Origin of the sequence: Winogradskyella flava, from assembly GCF_014243395.1 — a bacterium.
Taxonomy (GTDB): domain Bacteria; phylum Bacteroidota; class Bacteroidia; order Flavobacteriales; family Flavobacteriaceae; genus Winogradskyella; species Winogradskyella flava.
On sequence record NZ_JACLCP010000001.1, the window covers coordinates 1,431,007 to 1,456,363 of the forward strand.

The window sequence follows — 25,357 nt, forward strand, 5'->3', positions numbered from 1 at the left end:
TAGTCTTTAAACAAGGTCTAGGTAATAGCATAATAATTTATTACAGATTCAGGAAAAGTTTATTTTTTCTGACTTTTGTTTGTATTTATAATTAATTATAAAGAAATATAGGTCTATTGATTTCTGCAGATTTATAGACAGCGTCTTGAGCTTGTAGGGTTTTTAAATAGTTTTCTCCACTGGTTTCGAATTCATCTCCAGATATAAGTTTATCGACAAAATCCCTCTGGAAAATATAACAACAGTCACCTGCAAAACCAATATCGTTGTGCACATATTCATGTTTTTTTTCTTTTTCTCCTAAATATTGAATAGTAATGTTACCATCAGAATATAACCGAATAGAGCCTTTAGAGCCATCAATTAAATATTCACCAAAAGTATAGCGGGATTTTTTAAAATTGTTCTCATTATATCTATTTGCGTCCCAAATAGCATGAGCGTTGTTTTCAAAATTTAATAACATTAAACCTGAATCTTCTCCCTTAATAACGGAGTTTAATCTTTTTAAAATAGCATATACGCTTTTAACTTCTCCGGCATGATATCGGAAGGTATCTATAAAATGCACACCCGTTTCATAAATAAGCAGCCTTTTATAATCTCTAAAATAGGGTTGCCTTGCTAAATAGGCATCTTCTCCCCAACCATCTCCCATACGAGACCTGAAGTTAAGACTGAAAAGCTCTCCAATTTTGTCATGATCTAGAATATTCTTTATTTCTCTATGCCAAGGTTGAAACCTGAAATTTTCGTGTACCACAAATCGAACATTTTTTTTAGAAACATAATTCACAATTTTTTGTGACTCCTCAATAGTTGGAGCCAAAGGTTTTTGACAAATTATATGCACACCATGATCTGCGGCAAACTTACACATTTCAAAATGTGTTTCAGGTGGTGTTATGATGTCTACAAAATCTGGTTGTTCTTTAAGAATCATTTCTTTATAATCTGTATAGTGATTCTTAACACCATAAGGCTCCATAATACCTTTTGCGCGTTCTAAATTTGAATTACAGAGTGCCGTTATTTCAACTTCAGGAATACGAGTCCACGCTTCATATTGAAACTTACTAAAATATCCTGCCCCTATAGCAACCCCTTTTAATTTAGATGTCATCATTTAGTTTTTTGTTTGGGTTCATAAAAGACCAACAAAATATGGCTATTACTCCCAAGACAGCCGCAACATAAAAGAAGGGTTCGTCAGAGCCTGTCCATCCGCGTAAGTAGGGAAATGCCAAAGCTGTTGAAAATGCTCCTAAATTCCCTGCCATGTTCATCATGCCAGATACTTTACCAGAATTCTCTTCACCAATATCCATGCAGAACGACCAAGATGGACTTAAGGTCATGTCGGCACCAAAAATAGCAACAGATAAGCATAAAACAGATGCTAAAGCAGTGTCCATATATAAACTTGATAATATGCCAATTACTACTAAAATAAAACCAATGGTAGCTGGTATTTGTCTGGATTGTTTCCATTTCCCTTTTTTATAAATGCTATCTACCATAAAGCCAGACACCCAATTTCCTACCGCACCAGCTAATAGAGGTAGCATAGCGTAAAAACCAGTTGTTACCAAGCTAAGTTCATATTTGACCTTTATATAAGGGAATAACCATGTTAACATAAAGAAGAAAATAAAGTTACTTCCTATGTACTGAATCATAGCCAGTATCACGTTTTTAGAACTTAAAACCGTTTTTATCGGTAGATGTCCTCCTATTTTTTCAACTTCCTGCTGTCTATTTTTCACAATATATTCTTTTTCAATATCGGATAAACCTGAGTGTTCCTCTGGTTTATTTCTGAAAAATGTAAAAAACAATACGGCGAAAACGACTCCTATGGCGCCGAAAAAATAAAATATATTTTTCCATCCCCAAGCATCAATTAAGTATGCTACTAAAGGCAAAGCGAAAGCAGCACCTAGCCGGGAACCAGAAAAGTTTATACCTTGAAAGATGCCTCTTTCTTTTGTTGGCACCCAAGAAAAAGCGGCTCTTGAAATATTTGGAAAAGCTCCTGCTTCTCCAGCTCCAAAAACAAACCTAAAAAACAGCATAGAAATATAATTCCATGCAACTCCTGTTAATCCCGTAAAAATTGACCATAACACCATAATGGTGGTCATTACTTTCCGTACACCAAATTTGTCTCCCAACGTACCTCCAGGAACCTGAAATAAGGCATAGCCCAAAGCAAATGCACTTAAAACCCATCCCATTTGAATATCGGTAAGACTTAAATCGGCACTTATTGAATCTTTTGCTGATGAAATACACACGCGATCAACATACAATAGAAGCGTTATTAAAAATGATCCTAAAAAAAAGCCATATCTTTTTGTTGGTATGCGAGTGCCCATATTATGATAGTTTAGTTATTACTTCTTTTAATGTATTCGTAGTTCCAACATTACCTGGAAATACGATAAAAGGTAATTTTGGGAATTTGGTATCATTTCCCATTTTCCAAACAGGAATACCTTGTTTTATTTGCCCAATGACTTCAGAACGTTTCATTTTTAAAGCTTTAGTAGCCAAATCATGTGATGTAATACCACCTTTGGCAATGAGGTACTTAGGTCTTGTTTTTAAACCATTGATAATACTAACCAATGCGTTAGAAATAGTGGATGCTATGTTTATAGTCGATGAAGCATCTTTTCCGGTTACTAATTTTCTACTGGTAAAAACAATAGTATCCTTACCAGATTTTAAATTGGTATCCGTTTTTTGAATTATAGATGTTATGTAATCCTTTGAAGCATCTCCTAAAATACTTGCTATATCTACCTCAATTATAGTATTCGAATCAAAAAGTTCTAAGGCCTTTTTAAGTTGTTCTGATGATTTTTTAACATAAGAGCCAACAACAGTTAATCCACCATGACTGGTTTTATAGCTTAACAAATTATCCTTGTCAATTAAGCCCTTTGACTCTAAACCGATATAAGAAGGTATAAATGAACTTGACGTTCTATAAATAACATGTTTACCAGATTTTTCGGCAAGCAATAGGGCTTGTGCAACTTTATCTAAATCGGAATAGTTTAGGCTATTAAAAATACAATAACGACCGGTAGGAATTTTGAGAATACTTTCGGAAAGGACTTCTGCATCTGAATTTCTAATGCTGTCCAAAGAAAAAGAATACACCTCTGAAGATTTGATTTCTCCTTGAGATTTTTCCTCAATATATGCTTTGAGATTTGATTGTGAATATTTAAAAGAATGATCTTGCGAAAAAGGTGTTTCACTAACAGGTATTAGAGCATCTCCCTCAATAATAAAGTGTGTGTCATTTAAGGTAACTCTATGGCCTTCAAACATTACCGGAATAAAAACAGAAATTGCTTCGTCTAAGCCCAAAGAATCTTTAAGTGTTTTAGGTTCCAACGGAAAATGGCCGCGTAAAGTAGAATCACTTCTACTTACAAGCGTAAAATTTTTATAAGTAATTTCAGAAGCTTTTTTAATGTTAAGGGCTATTTCCTTATAGATTTTTTTTGAATTTTTAGCACTTAAACTCCTAGAGTTTGTTAGAATAAAAAAAGTTGAAGATTGCTTTAGTTCATAAACTAAAGTATCAACATCCCAAGCTGTTAATAACGGAATGCCATAAACAGTTTGATTTCCAGTAGGATCATCATCTATAACGATACAAACTTTGTTGTTAGCCTCGAATAAAGTTTTATTTTTAGATCTAAAATTAGTGCTGTCTTCTTCAGGTAAATTATTTAATATGTCTGTAACTGGAATGCTCATTAATATTTTTCAATAGCTATAACTCTTGCTGGCGCGCCATCGCCTCCTCCTATTTTTAGAGGTAAAGCAATTAATTCTACACAATTTGATTGTAATTTTTCAAGATTGGTTAACCCTTCTATAATCACAACTCCTTTTAATAATATTTGATGAATTTTAGTGACTTCTTCAATATTATTCACGTCAGCAACTGAAGGTGGTTCAACACCAATCATTTTAACTTTATTTTCAACACACCAACGAGCTAAGTCTTCGCTTATTCTTGGTAAGTCGTCTCTATATTTTGAGGTGTTGACATATTTTGACCAATCAGTCCAAAAAATTAAACTATCTCCAGAAGAAAACGTATTCAAAATATCTTTAGGAATATGGTATACTGTTATTAATCCCTTTGGACCTATTTGACGAACATCAATAACCCAAGCTTTACCTACAAAATCTGAAACAGGGATTTTATCAATAGTTTGATTACTTACATTAAAATGAATAGGGGCATCCATATGTGTGCCGCAATGCGAATAGAAGGATAAAGTACTTGCGTTCCATCCATGTTTTTCAATAGTTCTACTGGTTTCCTTTGAGAAGCCTGTAGCACTATTGGTATAGGTTAATGTAAGATCAACAATTTGCATTTTTTAAAGGTTTTTAATAACCGCATCTGCTACATCGGATGTTTTTGCATTTCCACCTAAATCAATTGTTAAAACACCTTCAGAGGTAGATTTATCAATGGCTTCCATAATATTATTAGCAGCTTCAACTTCGCCTAAATGCTCTAACATGATAGCTGCGGACCAGATTTGCCCATAAGGATTCGCAATGTTTTGACCAGCAATATCTGGCGCAGAACCATGAATAGGTTCAAACATTGATGGAAACTCTTTTTCAGGATTAATATTACCACTACCTCCAAGACCTAGACTTCCCATAATTGCTCCGCCTAAATCACTTAAAATATCACCAAAAAGATTAGTTGTTAAAACGACATCAAAAACCTCTGGTTTTAAAACAAAACTAGCGGTACAATTATCAATATACATTTGGTCATGCACTACATCTGGATATTGTGCGGCCACTTCTCCAATAATACGATCCCAATAAGATAAACTGTTAATCAAGGTATTCGACTTTGTAATATGTGTTACTTTGTTGCGTCTTTTTCTAGCCAATTTAAATGCAAAATGTGCCACACGTTCAATACCTTTTCTAGTAAAAACACTTGTATCTATTCCCATGCCGTTAGCCTCATCAGGTAAATACTGACCTCCCATTTGAACAAATTCGCCTTCTACATTTTCTCTAATAATAATAAAATCGATGTGCTTTTCAGTTCTTAATGGTCTTTGTACACCAGGATACGTTCTCACAGGTCTGTAATTGACGTATTGATTAAAAGTCGTTCGAACTTTAAACGTGTAATCTTTTGCTGGAAGTGTATCATCAACAGCTGGCAATCCTACTGAACCAAAATATACAGCATCAAAATTTTTAAGTATTTCCAGGCCCCCATCTGGAAGGAATTTCCCATTCTTTAAATAGTATCCTGCGCCCCAATCAAAGGTTTTAGATGTTAAACCAAAGTTATGCTTTTTGGCTACTGCTTCTAAAACTCTATAGCCTTCAGGTACAATTTCATTTCCAATGCCATCACCTGGGACAACCGCAATATTGTAGTTTTTGCTCATAATTAATTAATTTTTTGATTGTATTAGTGCATTTTTTTGCATCATTTAATTGTTAAATACCAAATTTAAAATATCATTACCTAAAAACTGACCTGTACTTTCTGTTTAGTGAATACCCAATTGTACAGGATAGTTTTTATATGAAAAAATTAGACTTTGGTAATTACTATGTCAATCTTAGGAGAGCTCTAAAAATATAGCTCAGTGTTTGTAAAATGAAACAATCAAAAAAATCAAAACTTCCCTTATTATTTTGGTGCTGCTTTGTGTCATTTTTTGTTTGCGTGTCGTGCAATCAAGAAGAGATAAAAAGACCTGAATCTTTAGTGCTTTCTGAAAATTTTGTAAATCCGATAGGTTTTTACAATGCTAAGCCAACATTTTCATGGCAATTGCCGGTTTCAGAAGATATTAAATCGCAATCGGCATACCAAATCGTTCTGGCATCTTCATCGGATTTATTGCCAAATAATCCTGATTTATGGGATTCTAAAAAGCAAAAAAGTTCGCAATCTACTTTTGTAAAGTATCAAGGTTCGGAGTTACAATCTCGACAAAAGGTGTTTTGGCAAGTAAAGTATTGGAACCAAGATGAAGAGGTATCTGATTGGAGCGACATAAATACTTTTGAATTAGGCTTGCTACATAATGCCGATTGGAAAGCCAAATGGGCAGGATTAGATACTGCAAAAGATAGCATTAAAGGCGTTCGAAAATTTTTAATGCACAGACCACAATATTTAAGAAAAGGATTTGAGTTGTCTTCGGATGTTGCTTCTGCAAGATTGTACATTACGGCAAAAGGAGTTTTTGATGTACATTTAAATGGAAAAAATGTAAGTGATGATGTCATGCCACCAGGTTGGACGCCATACAATCATCGCATAGAAACATTGACTTATGATGTTACTGAACTTTTACAAGCCGGTAAAAACGCTTTAGCGGTTGAGTTAGCCTCTGGATGGCATTCAGGAAGAATTAGCAGAGGGAAAGCACTTTACGAAAATTTTGCATCACCCAAAATATTATGTCAGTTAGAAGTTACAATGAAAGATGGTTCTAAACAAACAATTATATCAGACGAGTCTTGTAAAGGAACTACGAATGGACCAATACGATTAGCAAGTATTTATGATGGCGAGGTTTACGACTCAAATCTTGAAATTCCAAATTGGAGAAATGCGGAATTCGATGATGCATCTTGGGAAGCTGTAGAGACAGAATCAATCTCTTCTAGTGTAAAGTTAGAACCTAAAAGGCATCATGCAGTAAAAAATAAAACCACTATTGATGATGTAGAAATAATTTCTGTACATGATAATTCGGCTGTTTTTAATTTGAAACAGAACATGGTAGGTGTACCAAGAGTAAAAGTACCTATGAAAAAAGGAGATACTTTGAAAATACGGTTTTCTGAAATGTTATTAGCAGATAAAACATTCTACACCAAAAATTACCGTTCGGCACATTCTACAGATTATTATATAGCATCTAAAGACGGCGTTATAGAATATACACCTAAATTCACCTTCCACGGTTTTCAATATGTGGAATTAAGTGGTTATGATGAAAAAGTAAAGCCAGAATCAAATTGGGTGCAAGGTTTGGTACAGCACTCAGATTTTGAAGCTAAAGGAACATTTACATCTTCACATGACAAACTGAATCAACTTCAAGATAATAATACTTGGGGTTTGCGAGGTAATTTTTTCGATATTCCAACAGACTGCCCACAACGTGATGAACGTTTAGGCTGGACAGGAGATGCTCAGGTAATTGCACCAACGGCATTGTTCAATTATAATACACATGCATTTTGGACAGCTTGGTTGCAAAGTCTTCGAGAAAACCAGTCTGAACATAAAGATGGCATGGTGCCTTTTATTGTGCCCGATGTTTTGCAAACCAAAAACGGAAGTTCTGGTTGGGGTGATGCCGCTGTAATTATTCCTTGGGATATTTATAATGCAACAGGAGATATTACAGTACTTGAAGAAAGCTATGAATCGGCTAAAAAATGGGTTGGGTACTATCAATCAAAAGTTAAAAAGAAACCTTATATACCAATAATGCATTCGTTTGGAGATTGGTTACAACCTTATCCATCTGAAACACTTAAAAAAGCAAATAGAGGCGATACACCAAAAGAATTAATTAATACGGCTTATTTTGCGCATTCTGCACATTTAATATCTAAAATTGCTGGTGTTATAGGCAAAACAGAGGATGAAAAAAAATATGTAGACTTATATAAAGCTGTTGCTAATGCTTTTGAAAATGAGTTTTTTGATGAAAACGGAAAGTTTAAACAAGACAGACAAACCCAAACAAGTTATTTACTAGGCATTTATTTCGATTTATTTAAACCAGAAACCAAGCTAAAAGCACAAAATCATTTGCTTGAAGAAATTAAAAATGCCGATTACCATTTAGGAACAGGATTTTTAGGAACACCTGTTTTACCAAAGGTATTAGATGATATGGGCGAGATAGATTTGATGTATAAAATCCTCTTTAAGGAAAGCTATCCATCTTGGTTTTATTCCATAAATCAAGGAGCAACCACCATGTGGGAACGTTGGAATAGTTATAGTAAAGCAGATGGCTATAATCCACAGCCAATGAATAGTTTGAATCATTATGCATACGGAGCCATTGGCCAATGGCTATACGAGCGCATGGCTGGTTTAGCGTCATTAAAACCAGGATACAAGAAGATTAGAATTGCACCTTTACCGAATACCGAGTTTTTGACATCGGCTTCTGCAAGTGTGAAAACGCCTTATGGAAAAGCAGCATCATCTTGGAAAATAGAAAATAGTACTTTTAACCTTGATGTTGTGATTCCACCAAATACAACTGCTGAGATTCAAATTCCTTATGGAATACAAGATAATTTAATCATAAATGGAGGTGCTTTCAAAGAAACTTCAAATTTAAAATTAATCAGTTCTGATAGTGATTCAATAGAGATTTTAGCAGCACCAGGAACGTATAACTTTCAAACTAAACTTTAAATCATGTTTAAAAAATCAAATTTCAAATATTTCGCGTGCGCTTTGGTCTTTTTGAGTGTAATAATGTCTTGTGACTCTAAAGGCTCATTAGAAAATGCACTAGATTTAACAGTGTCCGAAGGGTTTGAAAATCCATTAGGGTTTTATAATGCTAACCCAACATTTTCATGGAAGTTGCCTGTGTCAGAAAGCAATAAAAGTCAGTCGGCTTATCACATTGTAGTGGCAGGTAGTCCAGATTTATTACCTGATAATGCAGATTTATGGGATTCAGAAAAGCAAACGTCGAAGCAATCAACTTGGATTACATATAAAGGAAAACCACTCGAATCCCGCCAAAAAGTCTATTGGCAAGTGAAATATTGGAATCAAGATGGTGAAGCTTCAACGTGGAGTGAAACTAATCATTTTGAATTGGGTTTATTAAACAATAGCGATTGGAAAGCCAATTGGATTGGTTTAGATACCGCTAAGGACAGTATTAGAGGACGAGGAAAAGTGCTTATACACAAACCACAATATTTAAGAAAAGGATTTGAATTATCCGATGATGTCACTTCAGCGCGCTTATACATTACCTCTAAAGGCGTGTTTGATGTGTCTATAAACGGTGAAAACGTTTCAGACGATGCGATGTCGCCTGGTTTTACAACGTATGACAAACGTATTGAGACCTTAACTTATGATGTTACGGATTTAATCGAATCAGGACAAAACATGATTGGTGTTGAACTGGCTTCGGGTTGGTATTCTGGTCGTTTACTTTGGGGAACCACACCATGGGATAATAGAATTTCACCAAAAGTTTTAGCACAGTTAGAAATGACGATGAGTGATGGTTCTAAAGAAATCATTGTTTCTGATGATAGTTGGAAAGGAATGACCAACGGACCACTTCAATTTGCTGAAATCTATGATGGCGAAATCTACAACGCGAATTTGGAAATGCCTGATTGGACGACTATTAATTTTGATGATAAAGATTGGATGTCTGTTGAAGTTGCAGCTCTTGATGCTAAGGTGAAGTTAGAACCAAAACGTCATACTGCAGTAAAAGATAAAATCAAGTTAGTACCACAAGATATTACGAGTAATGACGGAGTGGCTGTATTTGACTTAAAACAAAATATGGTAGGTGTACCTGTTGTAAATGTTCCAATGAAAAAAGGAGATACCCTTAAAATAAGGTTTGCCGAAATGTTATCGCCAGATGGTACGTTTTATACTAAAAATTATAGAAGCGCACATTCTACAGATTATTATATTGCCGCGAAAGATGGAGATATTGAATATCAACCAAAATTTACGTTTCATGGTTTTCGATTTGTTGAATTAAGTGGTTTTGATACCTCAGAAACACCAACGAAGGATTGGGTAACAGGTATTGTGCAGTATTCCGATTTTGAAGATAACGGTACGTTTACCTCTTCGCATGATAAATTGAACCAGCTACAAAGCAACATTGTTTGGGGTTTGCGAGGAAATTTTTTAGATATCCCAACCGACTGTCCACAACGTAATGAACGTTTGGGTTGGACAGGTGATGCACAAGTATTCGGGCCAACATCTATGTTTAATGCCGATGTTTATAAATTCTGGGCAAGTTGGTTGCAAAGTGTACGTGAAGCGCAACTAGAAGATGGTGCCATTCCGTGGACGGTTCCAGATTCTCGCGGCAATAAAATTGGAAGTTCGGGTTGGGGTGATGTAGGCACAATTATTCCTTGGAAAATCTATATGCGAACTGGCGATGTAGGTTTTTTAGAAGATAATTTTGAGATGATGAAAAATTGGGTTAGGTATCATCAAAAAAAGTCAAATAAACATATTTCTAATATGATGTCGTTTTCAGATTGGTTGCAACCTTTTCCTGAAAGTGGTGATAATAGAGGAGATACTTCTAGAAATTTAATTGGTACGGCATTTTTTGCACATTCTGCAAAATTAACGGCTCTTACTGCCGAAGTTCTTGGTAAAACAGAAGAGCAAGCTAAATACGAAGCACTATACCAAACTGTAGCAAAAGCCTTTGATGATAAGTTTTTTGATGAGACTGGAAAAGTAAAAGGCGTCACAGAAACCCAAACCTCTTATTTATTGGCATTAGCATTCGATTTATTACCTGAATCTAAAATCAAGAACGCACAGACTAATTTGTTACGCAAGCTTAAAGATGCAGATTATCATTTAAGAACAGGCTTTTTAGGAACACCATTGTTGTCAAGAGTTTTAGACGATATGGGAGAAGTAGATATGGTCTATAAATTGTTATTTAATGAAACTTATCCATCGTGGTTTTATTCTATCAATCAAGGTGCGACTACCATTTGGGAACGTTGGAATAGTTACAGCAAAACCGAAGGTTACAATCCCATGAGCATGAATAGCTTAAATCATTACGCCTATGGTGCCATAGGTGAATGGATGTATGAACGTATTGCAGGTATTGCACCTTTGGAAGCAGGATATAAAGTGATTAAAATTGCACCTCAAGTCAAAGAGCCTTTAACATCGGCTTCGGCAAGTTTAAACACACCTTTCGGAAAAGTATTGTCTTCATGGGAAATTAAGGATGGCAAGTTCGATTTGGAAGTCGTAATTCCACCAAATACAACGGCTAAAGTTATTATACCTGCCGATACAAGCCAGACACTCGAAATTGATGGAAAAACGTTTGAAGATAATTCAAATATGAAGTTGATTGCCACAGGAAACGATACTTTTGAATTAGAAGTGCAACCTGGGACATACACATTTCAATCAAAACTTAAATAAGTTGACAAAATGAAGCTAAAATTTGTAATCTGTTTACTTCTAGTATCAAGTTTATTTTTGAATGCCCAATCGACAAATTTCAATATGCCGATTGTTGATGACGACGTTATTTTTATGGAAAATAATGGCGTGGTAGCCGTTGAAGCGGAATACTTTAATAAGCAAAGTAAATCCGAAATTCGACAATGGTATATCACCTCAAAAGACGCTGTGTCTCATGTAGGTAGAGATGACGATACGCATCATCATTCAGGAGCAAGTAATGCTGCTTATATTGAAATATTACCAGATACGAGAGTCACGCATTCTGATAAGCTCATTCAAGGAGAAAATTTCTCGAATAAAGCCGGTGAATTAGGCGTTTTACATTATAAAGTTAGAATAAATAATCCAGGACGATATTACGTTTGGGTACGCGCTTTCAGTACAGGAAGTGAAGATAATGGCGTACACGTTGGGTTAAATAGTGAGTGGCCAGAACATGGTCAACGTATGCAATGGTGCGAAGGAAAACATAAATGGACATGGGAAAGTAAACAACGTACAAAAGAAGTGCATTGTGGTGTATCAAAAGAAATCTATTTAGATATTGAAAAAGCGGGAGTTCATGACATACAATTTAGTATGCGCGAGGATGGTTTTGAGTTTGATAAATTTATTCTAACAAAGGACAGCTCATATATTCCAAAAGATGAAGGGTTAAAGGTCACTACGCTTTGGCCTATGCAATCCTATTACAAACAAATTGCAGCTTCCAATATTGAAAATAAAACCTTGCCTATTGATGATTTTCCAATAAAAGGTACAGGGTTTTATAAACATGCTGGTGGCAAATGGCTTGGTATTAATCCAAATAAGCAAAAAGAAGCAGAAACATCGACGTCTTTTACATTTAAAAATGGAAGTTACGATTTGGTATTTGTTGGTGTGGGAGAAAATGATGGACAGTCGGAGTTTAAAATATTAATAAACGATAAAAAATTAGGCACGTTTAAACCACCATTATCAAACGATGTTTTTGAAGAAGGTGAAAACAATAATGGTCTTTGGGAAAATGTAAAACTTAAAAAAGGCGATAAAATTACAGTCGTAGCAAAAATAGCTAGTGCCGATGGAAAAGAATGGGCGAGAGCACGTTGGTCGGGAATCGTTTTTGCGCCAGTTGGTAAAGGTAAAGCGATTATAAAAACACCATTCAAAAGCAACATAGAAGTGGTGCAAAATTCAGCACCTGTAATTAAAGCACCTGCAGGTCGCATTGCTATTGTTGCAGATGGTAATTCACCAGATCCAGATGACCTTGGCGGTACAGCAGTCTCTATTGCTTTGTTAAGAGCTGCTGGGCTCGAAAACAGATTGGTACATTACTCACACAGTTGCGATTTGATAAGAAACCAAAGAATCTCAGAGTCCGCAGAGGAAGAGCGTCATGCCTTAATGCAAAGCAGTTGTGATGTTACAGCAAGACGTTGGGGAGGTTTTGAGTCTATAACCTTTCTAGATGCGAAGTGGCAAAAGGAAAAAACGATTAAAGATTTAGCACATGCCATAAGTGTATCTACTGCAGAGGACCCACTTTGGATTATCGAAGCAGGCGAACCAGATATCATTGGATTTGCTCTAAAAGCTGCACCAAAAGAAAAGCACCAATTTGTCAAGGTCGTAACCCATCATTCTGCAAACGACGACGCAGGTGATTTCTACGAATGGCAAGACATATTAGATTTTGGAGTAGAAGAAGTTCGGATTCCAGACCAGAATATTAAGTTAAAAGTTAAACTTGAAGATTGGGATTGGGCGAAAAATCATCCGGACCCTAGAATTCAAGGCATATGGATTCAAGGAAAACTTGCAGAACTAGATAATATCGTAAAATTTCAAAAAGGAAAGTGGGACTGTTCAGATGCAGGCATGGTGTTATATTGGATTACAGGAGCGACAAATGGCGGATTAGAACAAGGCAATGTGGACGATGTCAAAAGCATCTTGTTGAACTATATAGAGAAGTAGTACGAATCAATATCGCATAAGACAATGGTTATAAAAATGAAAAAAATTATAGGTTTACTTCTCATACTATGTGCATACACATCAGTTTCTGCTCAAAAAGAGAAACCCAATGTATTAATTTTTTATGTAGATGATTTAAGAGCTGAATTAGGTTGTTATGGAAGCGAAACCGCGATTACTCCGAACATAGACAAACTAGCGTCAGAAGGTGTTATGTTTAACAAAGCTTATGTACAACAAGCTATTTGCGCACCTTCCAGAATGAGCATGTTAACAGGTTTACGTCCAGAAACACTTGGTATTTATAGTATTTTTACACCACTACGTAAAGTGCATAAAGAGGTGATTTCACTGCCGCAATTATTCAAAGAAAATGGATACAAAACGGTAAGTATAGGTAAGGTATATCATCATGGTAGTGATGATAAAAACCAATGGACAACCTATTTTGAAAAAGAAGCAAACAGTTACCATAAACCTGAAAATATAGCATTAATGGAACGTCTAAAATCCGAAGGTGTAAAACCGTTAAAAGGACCAGCTTTTGAGGATGCAGATGTTTCAGACGAAGCCTATAAAGACGGACGCGCCGCTAATTATGCTATAGAAACTTTAAACAAGGTAAAGGACGATAAATTTATAATGTTCGTTGGTTTAAGTAAACCGCATTTGCCGTATAATGCTCCAAAAAAATATTGGGATTTATACGATCAAAATGAGTTCAAAGTTCCCTCAAGAAAAAAACCAGAAGGTGCTTACAGATTGGCACTACCCAAATGGGGAGAGTTAAAAAGCTATCACGGAATTCCTAAAGAAGGTGATTTAGATGATGATTTAACGAGAGCGTTAATACATGGTTATCATGCTTCAATCAGTTACATAGATGCACAATTAGGGAAAGTCATGGAAACCTTAGAAAAGCTAGATTTAAGAAAAAATACGATGGTGATTTTCATGAGCGATCATGGTTATAAAATTGGGGAATATGCATCGTGGTGTAAGCAATCTAATTTAGAAATAGATGTTAGAGTACCTTTAATTATTAGTAGAGAAACGAGCTATAAAAAAAGAGTAACAGGTAAAACTTCTGATGCTTTAATAGAAAATGTCGATATTTTTTCTACTCTAGTTGAGTATTGCGGTTTAGAAGGGCCAGATTCTGACGGTAAAAGTTTTCTTTCGGTTATTGATAAACCCAATAAAACATGGGATGAAGCAGCATTTAGTGTTTATGCGAGAGGCAAAAAAATAATGGGTTGTACAGTTACCGATGGTAATTGGCGCTATACCGAATGGAGAAACTCAGAGACCAATGAAATATTAGAAGCAGAACTCTATGAGCATAAAAATAGTTTGTTGTCTTATGTCAATTTATCAGGAAATAAAACGCATCAAAAAGTAGAAAAAAACCTAAAAACACTATTAGAAGATCAATTTCCAAGAGATAAGCCGTTTCTTCAAAATGATTTGCCAAGAAGATAAAATACGATTAAAGCAAAGATTAAAATTTAGGAATTGATAGTTGAATAATTATGAATAACTGTGCCAGAGCATGACACTACAGGATTATATTCATAATTTTTAAAATTAAGTTTGAGTGACGCGTTAAGGTCAATCAAATGAAAATGAAAAAATCGCTGTTAGTTCTATTTTTAGTTATAGGTATAAATCTTGTTTATACGCAGCGTTCTGTAACAAATTTCAATAACCAATGGCAATTTATTTTAGAGGATAACGCCAATTTTTCACAAGAAAACTTAGACGATTCATCTTGGACAGCCTTAAACGTACCACACGATTGGTCCTTTGAAAATGGCGTGCGGAAAGGTGGTGACCAAGGTCAAGGTGGTGGCTATCACGATGGTGGTATTGGTTGGTATCGTAAATCTTTCAATGTCAATAAAGCCAGTCTTTCTAGCATCACCTTCATCAATTTTGATGGTGTTTACATGAATAGTGACGTTTGGGTCAATGGCAATCATTTAGGTAAACGACCTTACGGCTACATCAGTTTCAGATACGATATTTCTAAGTATTTAAAAGCAGGAGAAAATACAATTGCTGTAAGAGTAGATAATAGTTTAGAGCCTTCAGCACGTTGGTATCATCCATGCGGAATTTACGCACCTGTGAAACTGATTGAGGTCCATCCTACACATTTTAAACCCAATAGTGTTTTTGTAAGAACACCTACCATTCAGGAAAACAAAGCTGAAGTTGTAATTGATACAGAAATTAATGGTAATCTAAAGAATCTAAAATATGAGGTAAAAATATTGTCACCAGAAAGAAACGAATTAACTCGTAAAAGTGAGCAATTAAAAGTATCCAATCCAACCTTCCAATTTGAAATAGAGCATCCACAATTATGGAGTCCAAAAAGTCCAAGTTTATACAAGGCTGTAACTCAAATTTTAGACGGTAAAAAAATCATTGATGAGGTTGAAACCACATTTGGTTTCAAAACTGTAGAATGGAAAACCGAAACTGGCTTTTGGTTAAATGGTGAAAATATAAAACTAAAAGGGGTTTGCGAACATTGGGAAGGAGGTCCTGTAGGAGGAGCTTGGACAAAACCGATGTTGCGTTGGAAACTTCAATCCTTAAAAGATATGGGTATCAATGCCATTCGTCCGTCACACAATCCAACACCACCAATGTTTTATGATATCTGTGATGAAATAGGTTTGCTTGTTATGGATGAGATATTTGATGGTTGGCACAAAAAAGCACCTCAAGATTATGGCAAACAAGCTTTTGATGAATGGTGGCAACGTGATGTAACAGAATGGATAACACGAGATAGAAATCACCCAAGTATTTTTGTGTGGAGTTTAGGCAATGAAACGCATAGTGATATGGCACCAGAATTGGTAAAATTTGGCAAACGTTTAGACCCAACACGATTATTTACATCTGGCGCAGGAAATCCAGAAGACATGGATATCACAGGCGTTAACGGAGGTTCTGAGACAAAGTCTTTTATCGAAAGCAGAACATTCGATAAGCCTTTTATTTCTACTGAAGCACCACATACCTGGCAAACTAGAGGTTATTATAGAACACAAACATGGTGGCGAGATAATGAATTACCAGGAACTTACGACTTACCCAATTTAACCGAAAAAGAAATCTTTTTCTATGAAGGTATCAATCCCAAAAACTGGAGGAATAGAAAGCAAAGTTTTAATTCGTCTTATGATAATGCAACTGTAAGAGTGTCGGCAAGAAAGTATTGGGAAGTCATGCGAGACCATCCATGGCATAGTGGTCATTTCCGTTGGACAGGTTTCGACTATTACGGAGAAGCTGGTTTAGTACATGGAGGTTTACCGTTCAACTTATTCATGGGAGGTGCTTTAGATGTCGCTGGATTCAAAAAAGATTTATTTTATTTCTATCAGAGTCAATGGACCAAAGAACCAATGATTCACATGTTACCGCATTGGACACATCCAAGAATGAAAAAGGGAACTGAAATTCCAGTTTGGGTCTATTCCAATGTAGACGAAGTAGAGTTGTTCTTAAACGGAAAATCCTTAGGAAAAGACCAGCCAGGAACGGTTTGGAACGAAATGCAATGCGAATGGATGGTGCCTTATGAAGAAGGGAAACTTGAAGCCGTAGCTTATAGCGATGGTAAGGAAGTCAAATGCACCTCTTTTTCAACGAGTAAACAACCGTCAAAATTAAGAACAACAATTCAGAAATTAGAAGCTGAAGATAGTTTTACCACAAGTTATATCATCACTTCAGAAAGCTTAGACGAAAACAATAATTTATACCCTTATGGAGAAAACAAAGTTTACTATAATATTCGAGGCGATGTGAAGAAGATTTCTATGGAAAATGGAAATCCAATTGACTCTGTAAGTAGAACAAAATCTGATTTTAGAGCTTTATTTTTTGGAAAAACGAGATTGTTTTTAAGAGAATTACCTAATGCACAGATGGCTTCGATTATTACGGCATCAATTTTAGGAGATAAAGCTTTATTTACTTCAAATACAATTACTATTGATGCTAAACAGATTCAAGTTTTAGGCAATTCAAATGTGGATGGATTAGAAATTCTTTGTACAACCAATGGAGATAATCCTGAAACAAATGGTACGATTTATAAAGGAGCTTTTGAAGTTAGCGATGGCACCACAGTAAAAGCGATTATAAAACAAAACGGCAAGAGTGTTTTAGACATGGAAGAAACCTTTGGTAAAAATCGAGGTTTATTTTGGGGAGACGAACATTCTAAGGATATGTGGATTGGTAGAGGAATCAATATTTCTGCAGAAGATGGCATCTTAAAAGGCGGAGCAAAAGCAAGTACTGACGCACGTCGTTATAAAGGAACTGGATTTGTACGCTTTGATGGAAAGGAAGGTTCAGTAGCATTTTATCAAGAAAATGATGGTGAAGGAGGTGATTATAGTATTCGTTTTCGGTACATGCATAACAATGAAGGAGAATTACATCCTATGAAATTGTACGTCAATGACGAATACATCAGAACATTAGAATTTAAGGCAACTGGTGGTTGGGAGAAAGAGTGGAAATTTGTGCCCACTATCATCACTCTAAAAGCAGGAGCCAATAATATTAGACTTGAAACAGAAGGCGAAAGTGGACCTTTTATTGACGAGTTGTTTGTGGATTAAAATAAAATATTAGCGATAATGACAGTAGTATTTATTATTTGTGGATTAGTGATTTTTAATGGCGTGTTGTTGTTTTATAGTTGCAATAAAGATTGAATTGTAAAAATAAAAAGTAACAATTAATGATTGCATTAAATTTTCTTACGCAGTAAAAGTGTTGAGTAACATGTTGTTTTCAATTGTGAAAAAAGTATAAGTGTGATGAACAAAATAGTATGTTTTATATTTTTTATGTGTTCATTTACCTATGCTATGGAGGTGAAAGATTTGAAATGTGAATCAAAAACAAACCCAAAAGGCATAACTATTAATAAACCTCATTTTAGTTGGGAGTTTATGGGCAATACAAAAAGTCCAAAACAAGGAGGCTATAGAATTGTAATGGCAACCTCACCAGAAAAATTAAAATATCCTGACCTTTGGGATTCAGGTCCAACAAGTTCATCGCAGTCTAGTGGTATACAGTATTCAGGAGAGCCTTTAAAAAGAGCACAGCGCGTGTACTGGAAAGTTACTGTTTGGGGAAATAATCGAGGAGCGGTTCACAGTGAAGTTTCGTGGTTTGAAATGGGAGAAATAGAAAACCCAAAAAACGCATTTCAACCTCATGTGTTTTCTAAATCTGCAAAAGGCGTCATCACAATCAATATAAACAGTAAAGATGAAGGCCGCACTTTTGAAGGTATTGGAGCGGTTAGTGCAGGTGCTTCAACAGATTTATTATATGATTATAAAGACCCTGTAAGAAGCCAAATTTTAGACCTTTTATTCAAACCTAAATTTGGAGCAGCTTTTCAACATTTAAAAGTAGAAATGGGTGGAGGAGAAAATTCCACTTGTGGTTCAGAACCCTCACACGCTTTTACTAAAGAAGAATTAAAAAATCCGGTTTCTCGCGGATATGAGTTTTGGTTGATGAGAGAAGCCAAAAACAGAAATTCTGATATGATTCTTGAATACCTACCTTGGAGTTTTCCTGGGTGGCTAAAACCAAACATTTACACGCAAGAATCCGCTGAGTATTTTGTGGCTTTTTTAGATGTTGCCAAAAAACAATGGAATCTAGATATAGATTGGGTGGCAGCTGCAGAAAATGAAAATGATACTGATCGTGATTGGTTGGTAAACCATATGAGACCAACATTAGATGCCAGTGGTTATAAAAATGTAAAAATTCAAGGCCCTGATGATAACAGTGGTGACTGGAAAATATTTAATGATTTAGAAAAAGACAACGCGTTTAATGACGTCATTGAAGCTGTAGGTTATCATTATGTTTCAGGAAGAGAGTTTACCGACAATATGGTAGATGGTCGTGGTCGACCAACTACAGAAAAAGCAAAACAATCTGGAAAACCACTTTGGGCAAGTGAAGATTGGAGTTGGACAGGTAAAGATTGGGATGGTGCAGGAGCATTAAACTTGGCACGATTGTACAACAAATTTTACATTCGAGATAAAATTACAAAATCATTGATTTGGGCACCTATTGGCTCAATATATAAATCTGTAACTTGGGATAAGGCAGGCGCTATGAAAGCCAATGAACCTTGGAGCGGTTATTATGAAGTTTGGCCAACGATTTGGGCAACGGCGCATACTACGCAATTTGCCACGCCACACAATTGGCAATATTTGGATGAAGCCTGTGGTGTATTTGATGTATCAACTTATAAAGGAAGTGTTGTTACCTTAAAAGATAAAGTCAGTGCCAATTGGAGTATGATTATTTGTACTGAAAAATCCGAGATTATAGATGTAAATATTCAAAAAGGCTTAGCTGACGACAAGGTATATGTTTGGAAATCTGATTCAGAAAATCAATTTGTAGAGTTAGCATGTGTCGTTCCTAAAAAGAGATCCTTTACCATACAACTTGATGCTAAAAGCATCTATTCCTTAACCACAACAACTGGCCAGCAAAAAGGAAAGTATGAGATTCCTGAATCTCAAGCATTTCCATTTCCATATCAAGAGGATTACGAGGATAGAAAGGTTGGTGACTTGCCAAAATACCATTCAGATCAAAAGGGAAGTTTTGAAATCGCTGTAAAAGCAGATGGCACCAATTGCTTAAAACAAATTGCACCAGAACCAGGTTATGATTGGATGCGAATTTACCGAAGAACTAACATAAAACCGCACACTTTAGTAGGAGACGTGAATTGGAAGAATTTTACCTGTAGTGCAGACGTTTATATTGAAGATGGTAATGTGGAATTAGGAGGACGTGTAAAAGGAAGTTTTTTGAACGGTTATCGATTTTTGATTGAAAAAAACGGAAACTGGAAGCTAATGCATAATAAGAAAACATTATCCAAAGGAGATATTATCGATTTTGATGGCAATATTTGGCACCAATTGAAGATAAAGTTTCAAGATAAAAACGTTGAAGTTTTTGTTGATGACAAGTCAATAACCGAAACAACTCACGCTGTTAGTAATGGTTACGTTGCTTTTGCCAGTTCCTATCATGGAAATCTTTTTGATAATTTAGAAGTAACAGACAATGATTAAAAAAAAAATAATCATATTTAATGTTTTCTTCCTAGCTATGCTTAGCATGGCATTACATGGTCAAAATTCATCTATAAACGATGAGTTGGAATCTGGTTTTAAATCACCACCAAACGAAGCCAAAGCAAGAACGTGGTGGCATTGGATTAGTGGTAACGTCTCTAAATCTGGAATCACAAAAGATTTGGAGGCGATGAAAGACGTGGGTATCCAAGAAGCCCAATTGTTTAATGTGCATTTAGGTTTTCCAGAAGGTTCAGTAGACTATTTAAGTGAAGAATGGTTAGACTTGTTTCTCTTTTCAGCACAGGAAGCCAAACGATTAGGTTTAGAATTGACCTTTCATAACAGCGCAGGTTGGTCATCGTCTGGAGGGCCATGGATGACACCAGAATATGCGATGCAAACTACGGTTTATAGCGAAGTTACAGTTCAAGGCGGAAAATTATTTAAAGACCAATTACCACAACCAGAAACCAAACTAAACTATTATAAAGATATTGCAGTCTTGGCATTTCCTAAGCTTCAATCCGATATTAAAATAGATGGATTAGATTATAAAAACCTAACTGGGCGTATTCGTAATCATTTACTGCCAGATGCAAAAGACATTCCTGCTTCAGCAATAGTCAATAAAAACAATATTGTTGATTTAACGTCGAAACTAAACAAAGCCGGATTTTTAGAATGGCATGTGCCTCAAGGCGAATGGATTATTTTAAGAATAGGCCATACAGCCATAGGAAAAACGAATCATCCAGCACCAGAAAGTGGTCGTGGTTTAGAAGTAGATAAAATGAGTGAAAAGGCCGTAGATGTCTATTGGGAAGGCGGTATTCAACCCATCCTTAATAAATTAGGAGATTTAGTAGGTAGTACGGTTAATAATTGTTTGATTGATAGTTACGAAGTTGGAACCACCAATTGGACTGCTGGTTTTGATGCTGAGTTTGAAAAATTAAGAGGTTATACTCTCACAGAATATTTACCAACTCTAGCAGGTTATTATGTAGAAAGTGGGGAAGTTACGGAACGCTTTCTTTGGGATTTTAGAAGAACGATTGGCGATTTAATGGCTGAAAATTACTATGGTCATTTTCGTGATTTATGCCATAAAAATGGAATGAAATTTTCAGTAGAACCCTATTGGGGACCGTTTGATAATATGCAAGTTGGTGCTACAGGAGATATTGTGATGTGTGAGTTTTGGAGTGGTGGATATCCGTTTTTCGATTCGCCTAAGTTCGTATCCTCTATTGCCCATTTAAATGGGAGTTCTATTGTTGGAGCCGAATCGTTTACAGGTATTGGTGGTTGGGATGAGCATCCTGCGCAACTCAAATCCATTGGCGATAAGGCATGGGCAGAAGGGATTACACGTTTTATTTTTCACACCTATGTGCATCAACCTTGGGACGTGGCACCAGGATTAGCCTTAAGTTATCATGGTACTGATTTCAATCGATTAAATACCTGGTGGAGCCAAAGTAAGGGCTTTATGGATTACATCGCGCGTTCACAGTTTTTGCTGCAACAAGGTCGAAATGTAGCCGACGTTTTAGTGTTTACAGGTGAATCTTCACCAAATACCGCTTTTTTATTACCCGAAATCAAGCATTTGGGATACGATTATGATTTAATTGGTTCTAATAAGTTGTCAGATGTATTCATAAAAGACGGAAAGATATGCACACCTGTTGGTGGACAATATGAGGTTTTAGTTTTACCTGAATCCGATTGGATAAAACCAGAGACACTAAGGAAAATCGAAGAATTAGTTTCAAATGGCGGAAAAGTCATAGGTTTTAAACCTGAAAAATCACCAAGTTTAGAAAACTTCCCTTTATGTGATACAGAAGTTGAAAAACTTACGAATTCCTTATGGAATAAAGCATTGGTAAAGGACATTTCGATTGTAGATTTTTTAAAACAATCCCAATTATCAACGGATTTTAAAATTGAAAGCGATGATGCTTCAGACATCAGTTTCATTCACAGAAAAACCGATGAAGCCGATATTTACTTTATCGCGAATGCTAGAAAAGAAAGTCGAGAAATAAATATGCGTTTTCGAGTATCAGGAAAACAGCCAGAACTTTGGAATGCTGAAACGGGTGAAATTAAACAACCAGCCGTTTGGCAAGATCATAAAGATGGTACCATTAGTTTGCCAATTCAATTAGGTTCAGAAGAAGCGGTATTCGTGGTGTTTAAGAACGTCTCAAAAGCAAAACACAATTTGGTTTCAGCTCAAATGGATATTGAGAATCCTCAACGTGAACCTCTTTCAAATTTAAAAATCATTAAAGCTGAATATGGTACATTTCTTCAAGAGGGTGTAGTGGATATTACGGATAAAGTAGCTTCTGAGGTAAAAGATAATCAATTACATATTCAAGCAACGCGACATTTTTGTGATTGCGACCCTGCTATGGGATATGTAAAGGAGTTTAGAATGGAATATCAAATTGGTGATGCTATTGAAACTAAATATGTTCGCGAAAAGGAGTTTGTTGATATTGATGCAGGCGATAAAGACCTTAAAGTCCTAAAAGCCGTTTTTGGGAAATTCAAACCAGAAACCAAAGGCGTTCCAAAGAATTATCCTGTTTATGATGTTACTAATACAATCAAAGAAAAGATAGCTTTAAGAGAATATAGTATTCCTGTAAAAAATCGGTTGATTGATGGGAAAACACCTCAAGGTAATAATACGGCTATAAAAATAACCTTTACAACAGATGGCGAAGAACAAGCGTTGTTCATTCCAAAAGGAAGACATTTAAATCTTTCAAAAGACATCATCAAACCTGAGTTAGTTTTAAATAAAGAGAAAGCACAATGGATAACACCATATCCAGGCGAACTCACCTATACAAATGCATTTGGAAAAACCAAGACTGTTAAGGTGAAATCTGTGACTAAACCAATGGTGCTGTCTGGTGCTTGGGATGTTTCATTTCCGTCAGAATCTGATTCAGAAAATAAAGTAAAGTTTGATGAATTAATGTCGTGGTCAGAATCTTCAAACGAAGATATTCAGCATTTTTCAGGAACAGCGCGTTATCAAAAGAGGTTTAAATTGTCTAAAAAACACTTAAAATCTGATAAAAAACTAGAATTGGATTTAGGAAGTGTAGCCGTCATCGCAGAAGTCATTATAAACGGTAAGACATTAGGAATACTCTGGAAAGCACCATTTAGAATTGACATTACCGATGATGTAAAAGTTGGAGAAAACACCCTTGAAATAAAAGTAACCAACCTATGGCCAAACCAATTAATTGGCGATGAAAAATTATCACTAGATTTTGAACGTAAAGGCAATAAAATAAAACGTTTACCCAATTGGTTGCTCAATAATACTCAAAGGCCTAGTAAAAGAATCACGTTTCCGTCATGGAAACATTGGAGCGAAGATGATGAACTCAAAACTTCCGGACTTTTGGGACCTGTAAAGATTCAATTTTATAAAAAAATTAAACTTTAAAATGGTAATGAATAAACACGTTTTTAAAACACTTTTGATTTGTTTTTGTTTTTTAGGATGTGCATCAAAAACCAAAGATGCCAAGGCAACCTCAGAAGAAAATCAAATGGCGGACTATTTTGCCGATAATGGTTTTGGAAATGCGGTGGCAATTGTGCAACATCCAGCTGGTGTGTACCACAAAGGCATTACTTATGTGGCTTACCAAGGTACTTTAGAAGACCCTTATGTAGCGTCTTATAATCATACTACAAAAGAATGGAAAGGCCCATTTAAAGCGGGAATTAGCGAAATGGGTAAAGACCCAAACCGCAAAAAGCAAATAGACAATCATGGCAAACCAGCCATTCTTATTGATGATGCTGATTATATTCATATTGCTTTTGGAGGTCATGGTGGGACAGCTGAAGATGGTGATAATCCTTTAGGAAATCATCATTACGGAAAAAATTTACATGCCGTTTCCAAAAAACCATTAGATATTTCTTCTTGGGAAACATTGGATAATATTTCGGTATTTGGTACCTACAGTCAGTTTGTAAAAATGGACAATGGCGATATGTATTTATTTTATCGTCACGGAGCACATAGAAGTAATTGGGTGTATCAAAAATCTACCGATAATGGTGTCACTTTTGGTGATCCTATTTCATTTTTAAAACACAAACGCAGAACAGATATATTGGCTGAAGATTCTTGGTATCCTTGGGTGAGCAAAGGTAATGGAGACGATATTATTGTGGCATTTGATTATCATATTTGTAGGGATAGAAATAACACTCAGGATGAACGTGGGCATATTCCAGAACGGCATAACCTTTATTACATGGTTTTTGATACCAAAACCAATCAATGGAAAAACGTAAAAAACGAACCTTTAGCAATGCCTTTAACCAAGGAATTGGCAGATGAAAAAGCCTTAGTGACTATTATCGCTGATGATTGGACGTTTCAGGCGATAACAGACGTAGACCCAAATGGTAATCCACATGTGGGAGTTTTGGTTGGTCCAGACGTAGGTGCCAACAGAAGTGGTCCAAAACGCATACAGCATTTTAGATGGGATGGACAAGTCTGGTTAAAAAGCGATACATCTAATCTTCCAAAAGGGGATGGTATTTTCGACGTAAAATCAGTCACAGAAGTAAGCCTATATTTAGAAAGTCAGACCAACAATGATGTCGGTGAAATCAGTCGATGGGACAGTTTTGATGCTGGTAAAATCTTTAATAAAGGACCAGTCCTTTTAAGTCGAAAGAACTCAGGATTTGTGATATCTTCACTAATTGATAATCCACATCCTGATGCTAGACTGATTGTTGGAGAAAAAGAAGAAGGTTCATATTTTAGAAATATGTATCTGTTAGGAGATAATGGGCCTATTAAGAGGACTAAAAAAGAGGCTGAAGTATTAAATAATTAAAGCGA

The 25,357-nt window shown here is 35.7% G+C and carries 13 protein-coding genes; 8 read left to right on the forward strand and 5 right to left on the reverse strand.

Annotated elements, in window-relative coordinates:
• Positions 1 to 91: 91 nt before the first annotated feature.
• Genes H7F21_RS06240 through H7F21_RS06260 form a run of 5 tightly spaced genes read right to left on the reverse strand, consistent with a single transcriptional unit; the run spans position 92 to position 5,465 of the window.
• Positions 92 to 1,126 carry a Gfo/Idh/MocA family protein gene (locus H7F21_RS06240; RefSeq protein ID WP_246431423.1) on the reverse strand — a complete coding sequence of 345 codons (1,035 nt, stop codon included), beginning with the start codon at positions 1,124 to 1,126 and terminating at the stop codon, positions 92 to 94.
• A complete protein-coding gene (locus tag H7F21_RS06245) occupies positions 1,113 to 2,378 on the reverse strand; it encodes an MFS transporter (RefSeq protein WP_185788341.1) in 1,266 nt (421 codons plus the stop codon). Before H7F21_RS06245 ends, H7F21_RS06240 begins: the two co-directional genes overlap by 14 nt.
• A gap of 1 nt (position 2,379) precedes the next feature.
• The gene (locus H7F21_RS06250) at positions 2,380 to 3,780 is read right to left on the reverse strand and encodes a four-carbon acid sugar kinase family protein (RefSeq protein WP_185788342.1); all 1,401 of its coding nucleotides are present in this window, start codon (positions 3,778 to 3,780) and stop codon (positions 2,380 to 2,382) included.
• Positions 3,780 to 4,412: a cyclase family protein gene (locus tag H7F21_RS06255; protein WP_185788343.1), complete on the reverse strand. Its 633-nt coding sequence runs from the start codon at positions 4,410 to 4,412 to the stop codon at positions 3,780 to 3,782. Before H7F21_RS06255 ends, H7F21_RS06250 begins: the two co-directional genes overlap by 1 nt.
• Positions 4,413 to 4,415: 3 nt before the next feature.
• Positions 4,416 to 5,465 carry an isocitrate/isopropylmalate dehydrogenase family protein gene (locus H7F21_RS06260; protein ID WP_185788344.1) on the reverse strand — a complete coding sequence of 350 codons (1,050 nt, stop codon included), beginning with the start codon at positions 5,463 to 5,465 and terminating at the stop codon, positions 4,416 to 4,418.
• Positions 5,466 to 5,680: 215 nt separating this feature from the next.
• Here H7F21_RS06260 and H7F21_RS06265 point away from each other — a divergent pair, with 215 nt between their 5' ends.
• The 8 genes from H7F21_RS06265 (at position 5,681) to H7F21_RS06305 (ending at position 25,352) form a co-directional block, all read left to right on the forward strand.
• Complete coding sequence (locus H7F21_RS06265; protein ID WP_185788345.1) at positions 5,681 to 8,482, forward strand: family 78 glycoside hydrolase catalytic domain; 2,802 nt, start codon at positions 5,681 to 5,683, stop codon at positions 8,480 to 8,482.
• 3 nt (positions 8,483 to 8,485) lie between these two features.
• Positions 8,486 to 11,257, forward strand: coding sequence for a family 78 glycoside hydrolase catalytic domain (locus H7F21_RS06270; protein ID WP_185788346.1), 2,772 nt, complete (start codon positions 8,486 to 8,488; stop codon positions 11,255 to 11,257).
• Positions 11,258 to 11,266: 9 nt separating this feature from the next.
• Positions 11,267 to 13,267, forward strand: a complete 2,001-nt coding sequence (locus H7F21_RS17285) for a hypothetical protein (RefSeq protein WP_221892433.1) — start codon at positions 11,267 to 11,269, stop codon at positions 13,265 to 13,267.
• A gap of 36 nt (positions 13,268 to 13,303) precedes the next feature.
• A complete protein-coding gene (locus tag H7F21_RS06285) occupies positions 13,304 to 14,749 on the forward strand; it encodes a sulfatase (protein ID WP_185788347.1) in 1,446 nt (481 codons plus the stop codon).
• Positions 14,750 to 14,892: 143 nt separating this feature from the next.
• A complete protein-coding gene (locus H7F21_RS06290) occupies positions 14,893 to 17,922 on the forward strand; it encodes a glycoside hydrolase family 2 TIM barrel-domain containing protein (protein WP_185788348.1) in 3,030 nt (1,009 codons plus the stop codon).
• Between the two features lie 201 nt (positions 17,923 to 18,123).
• Positions 18,124 to 20,439 (forward strand): glycoside hydrolase family 78 protein, encoded by a 2,316-nt coding sequence (locus tag H7F21_RS06295; protein WP_185788349.1) that lies wholly within the window; start codon positions 18,124 to 18,126, stop codon positions 20,437 to 20,439.
• A complete protein-coding gene (locus tag H7F21_RS06300) occupies positions 20,432 to 23,929 on the forward strand; it encodes a glycosyl hydrolase (protein WP_221892434.1) in 3,498 nt (1,165 codons plus the stop codon). Before H7F21_RS06295 ends, H7F21_RS06300 begins: the two co-directional genes overlap by 8 nt.
• Positions 23,930 to 23,936: 7 nt before the next feature.
• Entirely contained in the window at positions 23,937 to 25,352 is a 1,416-nt protein-coding gene (locus H7F21_RS06305) for a BNR-4 repeat-containing protein (RefSeq protein ID WP_185788350.1), read from the forward strand.
• Positions 25,353 to 25,357 lie beyond the last annotated feature (5 nt).